The 14,071-nt window shown below is 70.7% G+C and carries 11 protein-coding genes; 3 read left to right on the top strand and 8 right to left on the bottom strand.

The features are described from left to right. Positions 1 to 18: 18 nt before the first annotated feature. On the bottom strand, positions 19 to 987 hold the full coding sequence (locus ACQE3C_RS14095) for an IS481 family transposase (protein WP_259808974.1): 969 nt from the start codon (positions 985 to 987) through the stop codon (positions 19 to 21). 192 nt (positions 988 to 1,179) lie between these two features. Between ACQE3C_RS14095 and adh the strand changes: the two genes are divergently transcribed. Further along, the gene (gene adh / locus ACQE3C_RS14090) at positions 1,180 to 2,703 is read left to right on the top strand and encodes an aldehyde dehydrogenase (protein ID WP_434539783.1); all 1,524 of its coding nucleotides are present in this window, start codon (positions 1,180 to 1,182) and stop codon (positions 2,701 to 2,703) included. A 49-nt stretch (positions 2,704 to 2,752) separates the two neighbouring features. On the opposite strand, the gene ACQE3C_RS14085 is transcribed toward adh, so the two are convergent. Genes ACQE3C_RS14085 through ACQE3C_RS14055 form a run of 7 tightly spaced genes read right to left on the bottom strand, consistent with a single transcriptional unit; the run spans position 2,753 to position 10,544 of the window. Next, positions 2,753 to 3,997: an XdhC family protein gene (locus ACQE3C_RS14085; protein WP_434539782.1), complete on the bottom strand. Its 1,245-nt coding sequence runs from the start codon at positions 3,995 to 3,997 to the stop codon at positions 2,753 to 2,755. Then, entirely contained in the window at positions 3,990 to 5,210 is a 1,221-nt protein-coding gene (locus tag ACQE3C_RS14080; protein ID WP_434539781.1) for a vWA domain-containing protein, read from the bottom strand. Before ACQE3C_RS14080 ends, ACQE3C_RS14085 begins: the two co-directional genes overlap by 8 nt. Further along, the gene (locus ACQE3C_RS14075; RefSeq protein ID WP_434539780.1) at positions 5,207 to 6,076 is read right to left on the bottom strand and encodes an AAA family ATPase; all 870 of its coding nucleotides are present in this window, start codon (positions 6,074 to 6,076) and stop codon (positions 5,207 to 5,209) included. Before ACQE3C_RS14075 ends, ACQE3C_RS14080 begins: the two co-directional genes overlap by 4 nt. Next, on the bottom strand, positions 6,063 to 6,683 hold the full coding sequence (locus ACQE3C_RS14070; RefSeq protein ID WP_434539779.1) for a nucleotidyltransferase family protein: 621 nt from the start codon (positions 6,681 to 6,683) through the stop codon (positions 6,063 to 6,065). Before ACQE3C_RS14070 ends, ACQE3C_RS14075 begins: the two co-directional genes overlap by 14 nt. A 26-nt stretch (positions 6,684 to 6,709) precedes the next feature. After that, positions 6,710 to 8,125, bottom strand: coding sequence for a DUF1116 domain-containing protein (locus ACQE3C_RS14065; protein WP_434539778.1), 1,416 nt, complete (start codon positions 8,123 to 8,125; stop codon positions 6,710 to 6,712). After that, positions 8,122 to 9,627, bottom strand: a complete 1,506-nt coding sequence (locus ACQE3C_RS14060; protein ID WP_434539777.1) for an FdrA family protein — start codon at positions 9,625 to 9,627, stop codon at positions 8,122 to 8,124. Before ACQE3C_RS14060 ends, ACQE3C_RS14065 begins: the two co-directional genes overlap by 4 nt. Next, positions 9,624 to 10,544, bottom strand: a complete 921-nt coding sequence (locus ACQE3C_RS14055; RefSeq protein ID WP_434539776.1) for an oxamate carbamoyltransferase subunit AllH family protein — start codon at positions 10,542 to 10,544, stop codon at positions 9,624 to 9,626. The genes ACQE3C_RS14060 and ACQE3C_RS14055 overlap by 4 nt, the downstream gene beginning before the upstream one ends. Before the next feature lie 35 nt (positions 10,545 to 10,579). On the opposite strand from ACQE3C_RS14055, the gene ACQE3C_RS14050 reads away from it, so the two are divergent. Both ACQE3C_RS14050 and ACQE3C_RS14045 read left to right on the top strand, forming a co-directional pair. Next, entirely contained in the window at positions 10,580 to 12,307 is a 1,728-nt protein-coding gene (locus ACQE3C_RS14050; RefSeq protein WP_434539775.1) for a PucR family transcriptional regulator, read from the top strand. Between the two features lie 217 nt (positions 12,308 to 12,524). Continuing rightward, complete coding sequence (locus ACQE3C_RS14045; RefSeq protein ID WP_434539774.1) at positions 12,525 to 14,018, top strand: uracil-xanthine permease family protein; 1,494 nt, start codon at positions 12,525 to 12,527, stop codon at positions 14,016 to 14,018. Positions 14,019 to 14,071: the final 53 nt, after the last annotated feature.

Below are 14,071 nucleotides of genomic sequence, written 5' to 3'. Positions count from 1 at the left end.
TGTTGGTGGCGGACAGGTTCATGACACTCGGGTGATGGGAGGTTTCCCGTTGAGGGCGCTGTGGCCTCGTTCAGTGTTGTAGAAGGTGAGCCAGTCGGCAAGGGCATCGCGGCGGGCCTGGTTGCTGGTGAAGGGCTGCCGGTAGGCCCACTCGAGCGCGAGGGTCCGGTTGAGGCGCTCTACCTTGCCGTTCTGCCAGGGGCAGTGGGGCTTGATGAACTTCTGCTTCGCGTCCATGGCCTTGACTGCTGCTTTGAAGTCACGGCTGTTGCGGTAGGCGAACGCGTTGTCGGTGATGATGCGCTCGATGCGGGTGATGCCCTGGCTGGCGAAGAACGCTGCGGCGCGGGTGAGGAAGCCTGCGCAGGTCGTGCCCTTCTCGTCGTCGTGGATCTCGACATAGGCCAGCCGGGAACAGTCGTCGACGGCGGCGTGGACATAGTCATAGCCGATCCGTTCCCGCTTGTTCTTGGCGGCGCTGGTGGCGGCACGTCCGTGCAGGCGCCAGCCCCCGCCGTCGGGGATCTTGCCGATCTTCTTCACATCGATGTGGATGAGCTCACCGGGGCGTTGGCGTTCGTAGCGGCGCCTGCTGGCCTGACTGCCGCGGATCACCGCGCCGGTGATCGGGTCAAGGTGCGCCAGGGGCGGCATGTGGTGGCGGCGCAGGATCGCGGTCACGGTCCGGGCGGGAACGTTGGTGGCAGCAGCGATCCGGGCAGGGCCTCGGCGATACTGTGCGCGGTGGGCCAGGACCCGGGCCTCGACGGCTGGGCTGGTGCGCCGTGGCATGGTGTGGGGCCGGCTGGAACGGTCGTGAAGACCTGACTCGCCGTACTGGTCGTAGCGCTTGAGCCAGTGGTGGGCGCATTGGCGTGAGATGCCCATCGCTTTCGCGGCGTGAGCGACAGGCCAACCCTGCACGCGCACACGCTGGACCAGCAACAGTCGCCCGTTGACGTTCAACCGGGCCTTAGGGTGGGACATGAGGACCTCCGTTGTTGAGATGTGACCTTCGACAAGCCACAGCCCAGCGGGGGTCCTCCCTTCACGTCAACCGCACAACTGTCATGAACGTCCCTGCCACCAACACCTAGGCTGCGGGTCATCCGACACTGCCGTCGGGGCGTGCTGCCCCCACGGCGCTGACGCGGCTCGTCCGCAACGAAGGAGTTGCCCATGACTGTCTACGCCCGCCCCGGGGAACCCGGCTCGAAGGTCACCTTCAAGCCCCGCTACGAGAACTGGATCGGGGGCGAGTGGGTGCCGCCGGTCAAGGGCCAGTACTTCGAGAACCCCACCCCGGTCACCGGCCAGGTCTTCACCGAGGTCGCCCGCGGCACCGCTGAGGACATCGAGCTGGCCCTGGATGCCGCCCACGCCGCGGCACCGGCCTGGGGCAAGACCTCGGTCGCCGAGCGCGCAGTGATCCTGAACAAGATCGCCGCCCGCATCGAGGAGAACCTCGAGATGATCGCGCTGGCCGACTCCTGGGACAACGGCAAGCCGATCCGCGAGACCCTGGCCGCCGACATCCCGCTGGCCATCGACCACTTCCGCTACTTCGCCGGGGTCATTCGCGCCCAGGAGGGCTCCCTGTCGCAGCTGGACGACGACACCGTGGCCTACCACTTCCACGAGCCGCTGGGGGTGGTCGGGCAGATCATCCCCTGGAACTTCCCGATCCTGATGGCTACCTGGAAGCTTGCCCCCGCGCTGGCGGCTGGCAACGCCGTCGTGCTGAAGCCAGCCGAGCAGACCCCCGCCTCGATCCTGGTGCTGGCCGAACTGATCGCCGACCTGCTGCCGCCCGGTGTGCTGAACATCGTCAACGGCTTCGGGCTCGAGGCGGGCAAGCCGCTGGCCTCGAACAAGCGGATCCGCAAGATCGCCTTCACCGGCGAGACCACCACCGGACGACTGATCGCCCAGTACGCCTCCGAGAACCTGATCCCGGTGACCCTGGAGCTGGGCGGCAAGAGCCCCAACATCTTCTTCGAGGACGTGCTGGCCGCCGACGACGCCTACTGGGACAAGGCCCAGGAGGGCTTCACCCTGTTCGCGTTCAACCAGGGCGAGGTCTGCACCTGCCCCTCGCGGGCGCTGGTGCAGGAGTCGATCGCCGACGAGTTCTACGAGGCCGTGATCGCCCGCACCGCCAAGATCAAGCAGGGCAACCCGCTCGACACCGAGACCCAGGTGGGTGCCCAGGCCTCCAACGACCAGTTCGAGAAGATCCTCAGCTACCTCGACATCGGTCGCCAGGAGGGTGCCGAGGTGCTGATCGGCGGCCAGAAGGCCGAGCTCGACGGTGACCTGGCCGGTGGCTTCTACATCCAGCCGACCATCTTCCGCGGGAACAACAAGATGCGCATCTTCCAGGAGGAGATCTTCGGCCCCGTGGTCGCGACCACGACCTTCAGCGACTACGCCGATGCCATCGCCCAGGCCAACGACACCCTCTACGGGTTGGGGGCGGGCCTGTGGAGCCGCAACGGCAACGTCGCCTACCGCGCCGGTCGCGACATCCAGGCCGGCCGGGTGTGGGTGAACAACTACCACGCCTACCCCGCGCATGCCGCCTTCGGTGGCTACAAGTCCTCGGGCATCGGGCGTGAGAACCACCTGATGATGCTCAACCACTACCAGCAGACCAAGAACCTGCTGGTCAGCTACTCGGAGAACAAGCTCGGCTTCTTCTGAGCCGACCCCTGCCCATGGCGGGCCCGGCACCGACGCAGTTGTCCCACCACTACGGTGCCGGGCTCGCCACCTTCTCGTTCTCCACCTTCGCCACCTGCGCCTTCGCCACCTGCACGTTCGGCACCTGCACTGGGGCTGCGTTGTCGGGTTCACATTCCTCGGGGGCGTGGCTGCCGACCTGGCGGTGGATGGATTCCTCACCGCCCACCAGCGACCCGCCCGGGGCACCACTGCGGGCAGCGATCACCTGGGCCATGATCGAAACGGCCGTCTCCTCGGGGGTCTCGGCGCTGATGTCGAGCCCGACGGGGGCGTGCAGCCGGGCCAGTTCGTCCTCGGTCATGCCCGCCTCGCGCAGCGCGGCGGCCCGGTCGCGGGTGGCCTTGCGTGAGCCCAGCGCACCGACGAAGGCCGCACCGGCACGCAGGGCGACCTGCAGGGCGGGCACGTCGAACTTCGGGTCGTGGGTGAGCACCAGGATGACCGTCGTCGGGGTGATCCGGCCGGCCTCGACCTCGGCAGCCAGCCAGCGGTGCGGCCACTTGACCACCAGTTCGTCGGTCTCGGGGAACCGTTCCCGGGTGGCGAAGACCGGCCGGGCGTCGACCACGGTCAACCGGTAGCCCAGGAACTTGCCCAGCCGCACTACGGCGCGGGCGAAGTCGATCGCCCCGAAGACGACCAGCCTGGGCGGCGGGGCCCACGCACAGACCAGCAGTTCCGCCTCGGGCGCCGAGTCGTCGACCCACTGGCCGGTGGTGCCGAGGCTGCGGCCGGCCACCTCCAGCGCCCGCGCGTCCAGTTCGGACGACCCGAGCGAGCCGACCAGTGCGTCCCCGCCGGTGTAGCCGACAAAGCGCCCCAGCCCCTCACCCCCCGACTCCCCCGGGCGGGTCTCGACGCGCTGGATGAACACCGCCGCGCCGTGCTCGGCCAGGGTGCGCTCGACCACGCGCAGCGGCTCGGCCTGGGCCCGGTCGCGCGGGTCGACCCGGCTGATGGTCACGTCGATCTCTCCGCCGCAGGTCAACCCGACCCGCAGCGCGTCCTGGCCGGTGACGCCGTAGTGGGTCGCCACGGCGCGGCCCTCGGCGATCACCTGGGTCGCGGTCTCGTAGACCGCGCCCTCGATGCAGCCACCCGACAGGCTGCCGATGGCCGCCCCGGCGCCGGTGACGGCCATGAAGGTGCCGGCCGGGCGCGGTGAGGAGCGCCACGTCCGGGCGATGATGGCCAGCGCGAAGGGTTCCTCGCCGTCCAGCAGCAGCCTCAGTTCCTCGGCAATCTCACGCATTCGCGCACTCCTGTTCGTCCACCCGGGGCCCCGCCCCGGCACCCTCGTCCCCGACCCGGGCTCCTCCCACGGACCAGGCCGGGCCACCGCCGGCCGGGCGGGCGATCGCTCGTCCGGCCTCGGTCAGCGCGTCAACACTGTCACCGGCCACCAGTCCGTCGACCACCGGCAGCGCCGCGACCAGGGCGCGGGTGGCCGGCTGCCAGCCCTCGGCCCCGGCCCGCGGGTGGATCCACACGATCTTGTGCACCAGCCGCGCCAGCCGCCCCATCGCGGCGGCGAAGTCCTCGGGGTCGCCGGTGTCGAGCCCGTCCGACATCAGCACCAGCACCGCCCCTCGCAGCGGCCCGCGGCGACCCCAGTCGTCGACCAGGTGGTTCAGCCCGTCGGCCAGTCGGGTGCCGCCGGTCCAGTCGGGGACGGTGCGCCCGGCGGCCAGCACCGCTGCCTCGACGTCGCGGTTCGACAGTTGCTCGCTGACCCGGGTCAGCCGGGTGGCCAGGGTGAACACCTCGGCGCCGTGGCTGTGGCGCAGGGCGTGGGCGAAGCGCAGGTTGGGCTCGGCCCAGGCCCGCATTGACCCGGACACGTCAACCAGCAGCACCACCCGGCGGGGCCGCAGCGCATGCTCGCGGTAGCGCAGGGTGGGCAGGTGGCCACCGGTGCGCACCAGTGCGCGGGTGGTGGCGGCCGGGTCGAGCCGGTGGCCGCCCTTGGTGCGCCGACGCACCCGGCGCAGCGGGCGTTCAACCTGCAGGGACGCGAGCAGCCGCAGCGCCTCCTCGCGTTCCTCGGGGGCCAGACCCCGCAGGGGACGCGAGCGCAGCCGTTCGGTGGGGTGCGGCGACTCCTGCGGCGGGCCGGGTTCACCCAGCCCGTCAGCGCCGGGGTCCTGGCCGGGCAGCGGGATCTCGAGGGGGTTGGTCTGCTCGATCGGCAGCCGGTACCAGCTGAAGTACTGGCCGAACTGGGCGTCATGCACGGCCACCTCATCGGGGCTGCTGCACAGGGTGGTGCGGGTGGCGGCGGCCACCTCGGCGCGGTCGAGCAGGTCGACCAGCCCCACCGCCTGCAGCATGGTGGCCACCCGGTCGGGCGGCAGCACCACGCCGTGCCCGCGCAGGTGCTCGACGAACCCGAGCATCACCTGCACCAGGCCGACGTGCCCACGGGACGCCGCGGTCACCGCGGGCCCACCGGACGCCGTGGTCACGGCGCGACCCCCGAGCCGACCAGGTCGGCCAACACCGCCCGGTCGAGGTCCTCGGCGTGCTTGACCACCGCCGGCAGGGTCAGCTCGGCCAGCGGGTCGGCCAGGTCGTCCACCCCGAGCAGGGTCAGGGCCCTGACCCAGTCGATGGTCTCGGCCAGGCCGGGGGGCTTGACCAGGCCGAGGGCCCGCAGCCGGGTCACCGCCCCCAGCACCTGGTCGAGCATGCCGTCGCGGGCCTCGGGCACGTGGTGGCGCACGATGGCCAGTTCACGGTCACGGTCGGGCAGGTCGATCCAGTGGTACAGGCAGCGCCGCTTGAGCGCATCGTGCACGTCGCGGGTGCGGTTCGAGGTGACCACCACGAACGGCGGCGCCTCGGCCACGACCCGGCCCAGTTCAGGGATGCTGATCGCCCAGTCCGACAGCACCTCGAGCAGCAGCGCGTCGAACTCGTCGTCGGCCCGGTCAACCTCGTCGATGAGCAGCACGGCCCGGTGCTCCGGCGTCGAGGAACGCAGGGCGGCCAGCACGGGGCGCTCGAGCAGGTACTTCTCGTCCCACAGGCCGGAGTCGGCCTCGTCGGTGCCGTCGACTGCCTGGCTGCGGGCGTGCAGCAGTTGGCGGGGGAAGTCCCATTCGTAGAGGGCCTGTTCGGGTTCGATGCCGTCGTAGCACTGCAGCCGGAACAACTGCCCGCCCAGGGCACCTGCCATGGCTGCGGCCAGGGCCGTCTTGCCGACCCCGGGCACCCCTTCGCAGAACAGGGGGCGCTGCATCTGCAGCGCCAGCCACGCCGAGGTGGCCAGGTGGTCATCGGCCAGGTACCCGTGGGCCTCGAGCCGTCGGGCCAGTTCAGCGCGGTCCATCGTCGTGCTTCCCCCTCGCGTTGCGGTCGGCCAGGGTGGCGGGGTCGTCGACATCCTCGCCCCCGGCAAGATCAGAGCATTCCACCAGGTCGACGGGGCGCCCGGCGAGCCAGTCACCTGCCCCCCGGTCACCCCCCAGCCCGGCAGCCAGGTCGGCCCAGTGGTCCCGCCCGATCACCACCGGGTGCCCTGGATTGCCACCATACGCCGCCCTGACAAGGGCTGCAGCGCCTCGGGAGCGGGCCTCGGCGAGCACCCGCGCGATCACCTCGGCACCGACATCGGGCAGGTCGACCAGCATCAGGACGAGCAACTCGGCGTGGGGGTCGTCGGCGCTGACCGCCGCCAGTCCCGCCGACAGGGAGGCCCCCATGCCCTGCGCCCAGTCCTCGGCCAGTACAGGACGGGCGCCGGAGCCGCTGACCAGGGGTTCCACCCGGTCGGCCCCGGCGCCCACCACCACGCTCACACGATCACAGCCGCCCCCGTCCAGGGCGCTGATCGCACGCACCACCCAGGGTTGCCCGTCGGCGCCGGTGACCAGCGCCTTCGGGGTGCCCATCCGGCGGCCGGCCCCGGCCGCCAGCAGCAGTGCGTGGCTTCGCATGGCATGGACCCTATGGCGAGGTGTGCCTAGGCGGACACCGCGCGCTCGGCGAGTGCCTCGATCGCCTGGCTGAAGCACTGCGCCGGCGGGGTCACCAGCCCGGCGCCGACCTGGCCGGTGCCGGCCACCGCCCCGGCCATGCCGGTGTTGATCTGCGGCAGGATGCCGGTGCGGGCCACCCGGGTGACGTCGATGCCGTGCGGCACCCCACGGAACTCCAGGATCGGCAGCTGCCACATCGGGTGCTCCGAGGAGGTGATCTCGTACATGGTGCGGCTGGCGGTCAGTGCGAAGGGCACGTCACCGCCGACGAGCTTGACGATCGCCGGCGCCGCGGCCATCGCGAAGCCACCGATGCCGGCGGTCTCGGTGATGGCCGAGTCACCGATGTCGGGGTTGGCGTCCTCTTCGGTGTAGGAGCCCAGGAACAGCCCCACGGGCTTGTTCGCCGGCCCGGTGAACCACTCGTCGCCGGTGCCGGCGGTCTGGATGCCGAAGTCGGTGCCGTTGCGGGCCATGGTGACCACGATGGTCGATCCGGGCACGTTCTTCCCGGCGGCCATCGCCAGCTTGCAGGTGGGCATGACCAGGTTCAGGGCGAAGTGGTCGTTGGCGCCGACAAACTTCGCCACGTCCGCGACGTCCTGCGGGTCGAGGCCGCAGTTGGCCAGGTCGGGCAGCAGGTCGCGCAGGAACATCAGCGTGCCCGACCGGTTGCGGTTGTGGCCCTCGTCGCCCATCTGCAGCATCTGGGCGACCATGGCCAGGGTGTCAATGGGGCCGTGGCGCTCCACCGCCTTCGCCAGCGACGGGCCGAGCACCCGGGCCATCCACTGCAGGCGGTCCTGCACCTCCTGCCCGTAGGCGCCGTAGCGCAGCACCTTGCCGAGGCCCTCGTTGAGGGAGCAGTAGGCGGTGTTGCCGTGCACCGGGTCACGCAGTTCGAACATCCACATCGACGGGGAGACCACCCCGGCCATCGGGCCGACCGCATCGTGGTGGTGACAGGGCTCGAAGCTGGCCTGGCCGGCGGCCAGCGCCGCCTCGGCCTGCTCGGGGGTTTCGGCCAGGCCCTCGAAGATCATCGCGCCGATCAGGGCGCCCTTCATGGGGCCCGAGGCCCGTTCCCATTCCAGCGGGGGGCCGGCGTGCAGGAACTGGCCCTTCTCGAGGCCGAAGACCTCACTGGCGGGGCGCAGCGCCACCAGTTCGGCGCCGGCCGACTGCATCCGGCTGATCGCGGTGGCATTGGCCTCGACGCGGCGCGGGTCGGCCATCACCTTGGCCAGGGCCTCGGGGTTGACGCCATCCATCGGCGGGCGCCAGTCCACCTCGCGCACGGAGACGCCCTGGTCGCGCAGGGAGTCGGCGAACAGCCCGGCGCCGGCGGTGACGGCTGCGGCGGGGGCGTTCAGGAGCGTGGTCAGGGTCTGGTCACTCATGCGTGGGTCCCTTCGGAGAGCTGGGCGATGGCGTGGCGGGTGGCCTGGGCGTTGGACACGAAGACCGAGGCGCCGGCGGCGCTGAGGGTCTCGGCGATGCCGACCAGCCCCTGCGGGTCGGACTCGGTACCGATCAGCGAGACCACCACCGGCAGTTCTCGTCCGTCGGCCTCGGCCGCAGCCCGGGCGTCCTTGATGGCCTGGGCGTGGTCGCTGGCCGGGTCGGCGTGGGCGCCGTAACCGATCAGCAGGTCGAGCAGCAGCACCCCGCAGCCGGGGTCGCGGCCCTCGGCGCGGATGCGGTCGAGCCGCAGCGACGGGTCGATCATCGGGTGCGGACGACCCTGGGTCATCTCGTCGGCACCGAAGTCGAGGATCACGTGGCCCTCGGCCCTGGCGTCGGGGGCGATGCTGAGCTCGGGGTCATCGGTGAGGTTGGAGCGGATGGCACCCAGGGACTCCTCGGCGATGAACATGGCCTCGTCGGCCAGCGTGCCGCCGCAGAACAGGCCGCGCAGGGAACCGGCGACCGGCGCTGCGGGGTCAGCCCCGGGCCAGGAACGCCAGGTCGGCACGGGGTGCCCGCCGGCGGCCAGGGCGGCCTCGACACCGGCGGTGAGGTCGGGCAGGCCGGGGCCGAGGGTGGCCCAGGTGATCTGCTTGCCGAGGCCGGCGGCCTGCTGCTCGAGGTCGGCGACCACCTCAGGGGCGGCCGGCTTGGAGACCAGCACGATCTGCTGGGTCTCGGCGTCGGCACCCAGGGCCGCCAGCGCCTGGCGGGCCGAACGCCCACCGACGGCAGCACCCAGGTCACGCCCACCCAGGCCGAGGCAATGGGTGATGCCGGCACCGGCCTGGTCGAGCAGGCACATCACCTGCTGGGCGCCGGTGCCGGAGGCGGCGATCATGCCGATCGGGCCGCGGCGCACCACGTTGGCGAAGCCCAGGGCGATGCCGTTGACCACGGCAGTGCCGCAGTCAGGGCCCATCACCAGGACGCCCTGGCGGGCGGCGGCGTCCTTGAGGACGATCTCTTCGGCGACCGGCACGTTGTCGCTGAACAGCATCACCGACAGCCCGGAGTTGACCGCGTCCATGGCCTCGGTGAAGGCGTGCGCACCGGGCACGGAGATGACGCTGATCGCCGCTTGGCTTTCGCGCTGGGCGGCGCTGGCCGAGGTGCGCGAAGCCACGTCGTCGGTGCCCGTGCCGGCATTGCGGGCGCTGTCACGCAGCGCGGCCAGGTGGGTGTCCAGGCTGGCCAGGCCCCGCTCGACGGCCTCCTGCGAGTCGGCGCGCAGCGCCACCACGACGTCGTTCGGGGTGACCGAGTCGGGAATCTGGTAGCCCGACTGTTCCAGCAGGCCGACGTTGAGTTCGGTGGCCATGCCGATCTGGGCGTCTTCGACGCCCTCGGTCAGTTTCACCTTCTGCGAGATCTGCATCAGGGTGACCGAGTCGTAATAGGTGCCGGTTCGCACCTCGACGTGGGCTGTGGTCATGCTGTCTTCCCTTCGGTGAAGTGGGGTGTCACATGGGGATTCGTGGGGGGTGCCGGGTCGGCGCCCAGGACGTGGTCAAGGGCCCCGGCCAGGCCGGCGCACAGGTCGCGGCCCGAGCTGTGCCCGATGGCGTGGACGGCCCTCACCTGGGCGGTGGTCACCCGGCGCCCCGGAGCGAGCAGGGTGTCGACCAGGTCGACCACCTGCGGTACGGCCAGGCCGCGGGCCGCGCAGCCGAGCAGGCGGGCCGACAGGCTGGTGGTGCGCAGGCCGTGACCACCGAGCAGGTCGAGGGCGTGGGCCGGTTCGAGGTGTTCGGTGGCGACCAGCGCGAGCAGCACCCCGCAGGTCAGGTCGTCCCCGGTGGGGGTCAGCCCCCGACCCCAACCGATGAGGTCGGCGAGCTGGGCGGGGTCGTCGGCCTCCAGCCCGGCGGCCAGTCGGGCGGCCCGGGAGCGCAGCGAGGGCGCGGCCCCCAGGGCGTCGAGGTCGTCGGCGTCGAGGTGGTGGTCGGGTTGCACCCGCACGCGGGTGGGCTGGTGGCTGCCGATCAGGGAGATCCTGAGCGCACCGACCCGCAGCAGCCGCACGCCCAGTTCGTCGGCGGCGACCCGGACCTGGTCGCCGACATCCAGCACGGTACGCAGGTCGGGGGTGTCGGCACCCATGAGCCGGACGCCATTGGGCAGTTGCAGGGCCTGGCGGCGCAGCAGCGCCACCACGGCGTCGTGGCTGTGGTCGAACAGCAGGTAGGCGGCGTCCGGGAAGGCGGCGAGCACGCGGGCCGAGCTCCCCTGCCCTGAACTCCCGTGCGCCGGAACCCCGTGCCCCGGAACCCCGTGCACGAGGTCGGCCGCGCTCTCGGCAGACACCGAGCCCTGCAGGCGCAGGGCGGTGGTCGGCGCGAGGGAGCTCATTTCGAAAGGCTAAGTCGTCCCGCTACCCTTCGTTCATGGCCAAAGGTGACAACAACAACGGCGATATCCGGCAAGTGATGCCAACGCTGTCGCGCGTCGACCAGGGGCAGGGGCCCTGGCCCACCCAGACACCGGCGGCCGGGCTGAGCGTCAGCGAGGTGCTCGAGGTGGCCGCGCTGGCCGGCACCGAGGTGGTCGCCGGGCACCAGGGCCTCGACCGCCGGGTCACCAGGGTCAATGTGATGGAAGTCCCCGACGTGCTGCCGTGGACCAATCCCGACCAGCTGCTGCTCACCACCGGCTACCCGTTGCAGCAGGCCGGCGACCTCTCGGAGTTCATCACCAGCCTGGCCGAGCGGGGCCTGGCCGCACTCGGCATCAAGCTGAACCGCTACCTCGACGAGCTGCCCGAGCAGGCGCTGGCCACCGCCGACGCGCTCGACTTCCCGCTGCTCACCCTGCCCGACAACATCGGCTTCGACGAGATCATCAACCAGGTGCTGTCGCTGGTGCTGAACCGGCGCGCCGGTGACCTGGCCCGCAACGAGCAGGTGGTCGGCGACCTGGTCGACATCGTCATCTCCGGCGGCGACCTGACCACCGTCTGCGCCGGGTTGGTCACCGCCATGGCCGACGCGGCGGTGGTCACCACGATGGACGGTCGGGTGCTGGCCTCGGCGGTGGCCGAGGGGGTCGACCTCGACGACGTGCTGGGCCTGGCCGCCTTCGACCGCACCGGCCGCCTGCGGGTGGAGACCGAACCCACCGGGGTGGTGACCGATGACGACCAGGGCCGCAGCCGGCTGCTGGTGCCGGTGATGGTGCGTGGCCGCCACGAGGGCCGCCTGCTGGTGCTCAGCCACACCACCATCGCCACCGCCCAGGCCCCCATGGTCGAGTGGGCCGCCGCGGCGGCAGCGCTGGTGATGACCAAGCAGCAGGCCGTCGCCGCCGTCGAGAACAAGTACCGGGCCGACTTCCTGCGCGACGCCCTGGTCGGGCGGGCCGGGCCACCGGAACGCGTCGTCGGCCATGCCCACTCGCTGGGCTGGCAGCTTGATCGTCCGGTGGTCGTGGTGGTCGCCGACGTCGACCCCACCGCGACCCCGCTCGAGGCGCAGGACGAACGCTCACTGCAGGAGCGCTTCTCGCGCGCCTGGGCGCAGGCGGTGCACGAGTCCGACCCGGAGGCGCCGGTCGCGGGCTACGCCCAGGAGGTGGTCGCGGTCATCGGGGTGGCCCGGGACACCTCCACCGAGGCCCTGGAGCGGGCCGTCGCCCGCTTCGCCCGCAGCGTGCGCGGCGACGGTGGCGGTGGGCGGCGTTCGTTCACCACCGGGGTCTCGCGCCCGATCACCGACATCGCCGACCTGCCGCGGGCCTATGCGGAAGCCACCGAGTCGGTGGTGGTGGGCCGGCGCCTGCACGGCAACGGGTCGGTCACCCCTTTCGGCTCGCTGGGCGTGTTCCGCCTGCTGTCCCAGGTCGACCCGGACGAGCTGCGCACCTTCGCGATGGAAACCCTGGGGCCACTGGCGACCTCGGAACTGCCCGACGCCGAGGACCTGCGGATGACCCTGTCGGTGCTGCTGGACAACAACCTGAACGTGGCCGAGACCTCGCGCGCACTGCATTTCCACTACAACACCCTGCGCTACCGGATCACCAAGCTCGAGCAGTTGCTGGGCCCCTTCACCACCGACCCGCACCGGCGCTTCTCTCTGGCCCTGGCGCTGCACGTGATCCAGATGCGCGGCCTGTAACAAAGCGTTACACGGCCGAAACACCCCTTGTCAGCACAGCTTTCGGCGCAACTGACCTAGTCAGGGGCAGGTTCAGCGCGAAACTGTCAACTAGTGCCAACGAAAACCCGGTCTCCTCGGCCATACTTGCCGGTACACAGGCCCGGGCAGGCAATCTAGGGTTCACAAAAATCATCCGTTGCGCGTCACACGCAACGAGGTCCAAGGAGGACTTCACATGGCAATTTGGAAACTGCACGGGGATGGCAAAATCGCAGGCCCCGATGATGTGGTTCCGCCGCATGAGCGCCTGAGCTGGGGCCGCACCATCGGGCTCGGTGCCCAGCACGTGGTTGCCATGTTCGGCGCCACCTTCGTCTTCCCGATCATCATGGGGCTGAACCCGCAGCTCGCGATCATGATGAGCGGTGTCGCCACCATCCTGTTCCTGCTGATCGTGCGCGGCAAGGTCCCGTCCTACCTCGGCACCTCGGCCGCCTTCGTGGGTGGCGTGGTCGCCATCTACGCCGGCGGCGGCACCCCGCAGCAGGTCACGGGCGCGATCTTCGTCTCCGCCCTGGTGCTGACCCTGGTCGGTGTGTTCATCCACTTCGTCGGCGCCGCGGTGCTCACCAAGGTGCTGCCGCCGGTCGTCACCGGCGCAGTGGTCATGCTCATCGGTTTCAACCTGGCCCCCGTGGTCGCCTCGGTCTACTGGCCGCAGGACCAGTGGGTCGGCTTCGCCGTCATGTTCGTGGTGATTTTGCTCAGTGTCGGCCTTCGTGGCTTCCTGGGTCGCATCTCGATCTTCATCGGCCTGATCTTCGGTTACGTGCTGTCGTGGGTGCTCGACCTGACCATGGGTCAGATCACCAGCTACAACGCCGGCACCGGTGAGGTCGACACCCACTGGCGTGTCGACTGGAGCGGTGTGATGACCGCCGACTGGTTCGGCCTGCCGCCGGCCACCGACAACGCGGCCGGCATCGTCGGTTGGCACCTGCCCGAGTTCTCGTTCAACTTCACCCTGCTGGTGCTGCCGGCCGTCATCGCCCTGGTCGCCGAGAACGTCGGTCACGTCAAGGCTGTGGCCGAGATGACCGGTGAGAACCTCGACAACAAGATGGGCGCCGCGGTTGCCGCGGACGGCGTCGGCTCGGCCGTGGCCACCTTCTTCGGCGGCTCGCCGACCACCACCTACGCCGAGAACATCGGCGTGATGGCCTCCACCCGCGTCTACTCCACCGCGGCGTACACCGTGGCAGCACTGGTGGCGATCCTGTTCGGCTTCTCGCCCAAGTTCGGCGCGGTCATCTCGGCGACCCCGGGCGGTGTCCTCGGCGGCATCACCGTGGTGCTCTACGGCATGATCGGCCTGCTCGGCGCGAAGATCTGGAAGGAGAACAAGGTCGACTTCGCCAACCCGCTGAACCTGGTGCCGATCTCGGCGGGCATCATCATCGCCATCGGTGACGTGTCCCTGCGCTTCACCGACGACTTCGTGCTCTCCGGCATCTCGCTGGGCACCATCGTCACGGTCGGCATGTACCACCTGGCCCGCCTGGTTGCCCCGCAGCACCTGAAGGACCGCGCCGATTCCGAGCTGACGGTCGAGGACAACGTCCTGATCGCCGACCCGACCGGCCACCAGGCCCTTGAGAACCTCGGCCTCGAGGACGACCATGGAGCTGCAGCCCGACGTCGTGCCGCCCAGGACGACCCGACCCAGTAAGTCAGCCGAATGCCGGCCGGGTTGGTGCCCGGCCGGCCCGACGAAAGCAGGAC

Source organism: Aestuariimicrobium sp. Y1814 (assembly GCF_050113895.1).
In the GTDB taxonomy this organism is placed as follows: Bacteria; Actinomycetota; Actinomycetes; order Propionibacteriales; family Propionibacteriaceae; genus Aestuariimicrobium.
Note: the sequence above shows the minus strand (reverse complement) of the source record. Positions and strands in the feature narration are given on the sequence as shown.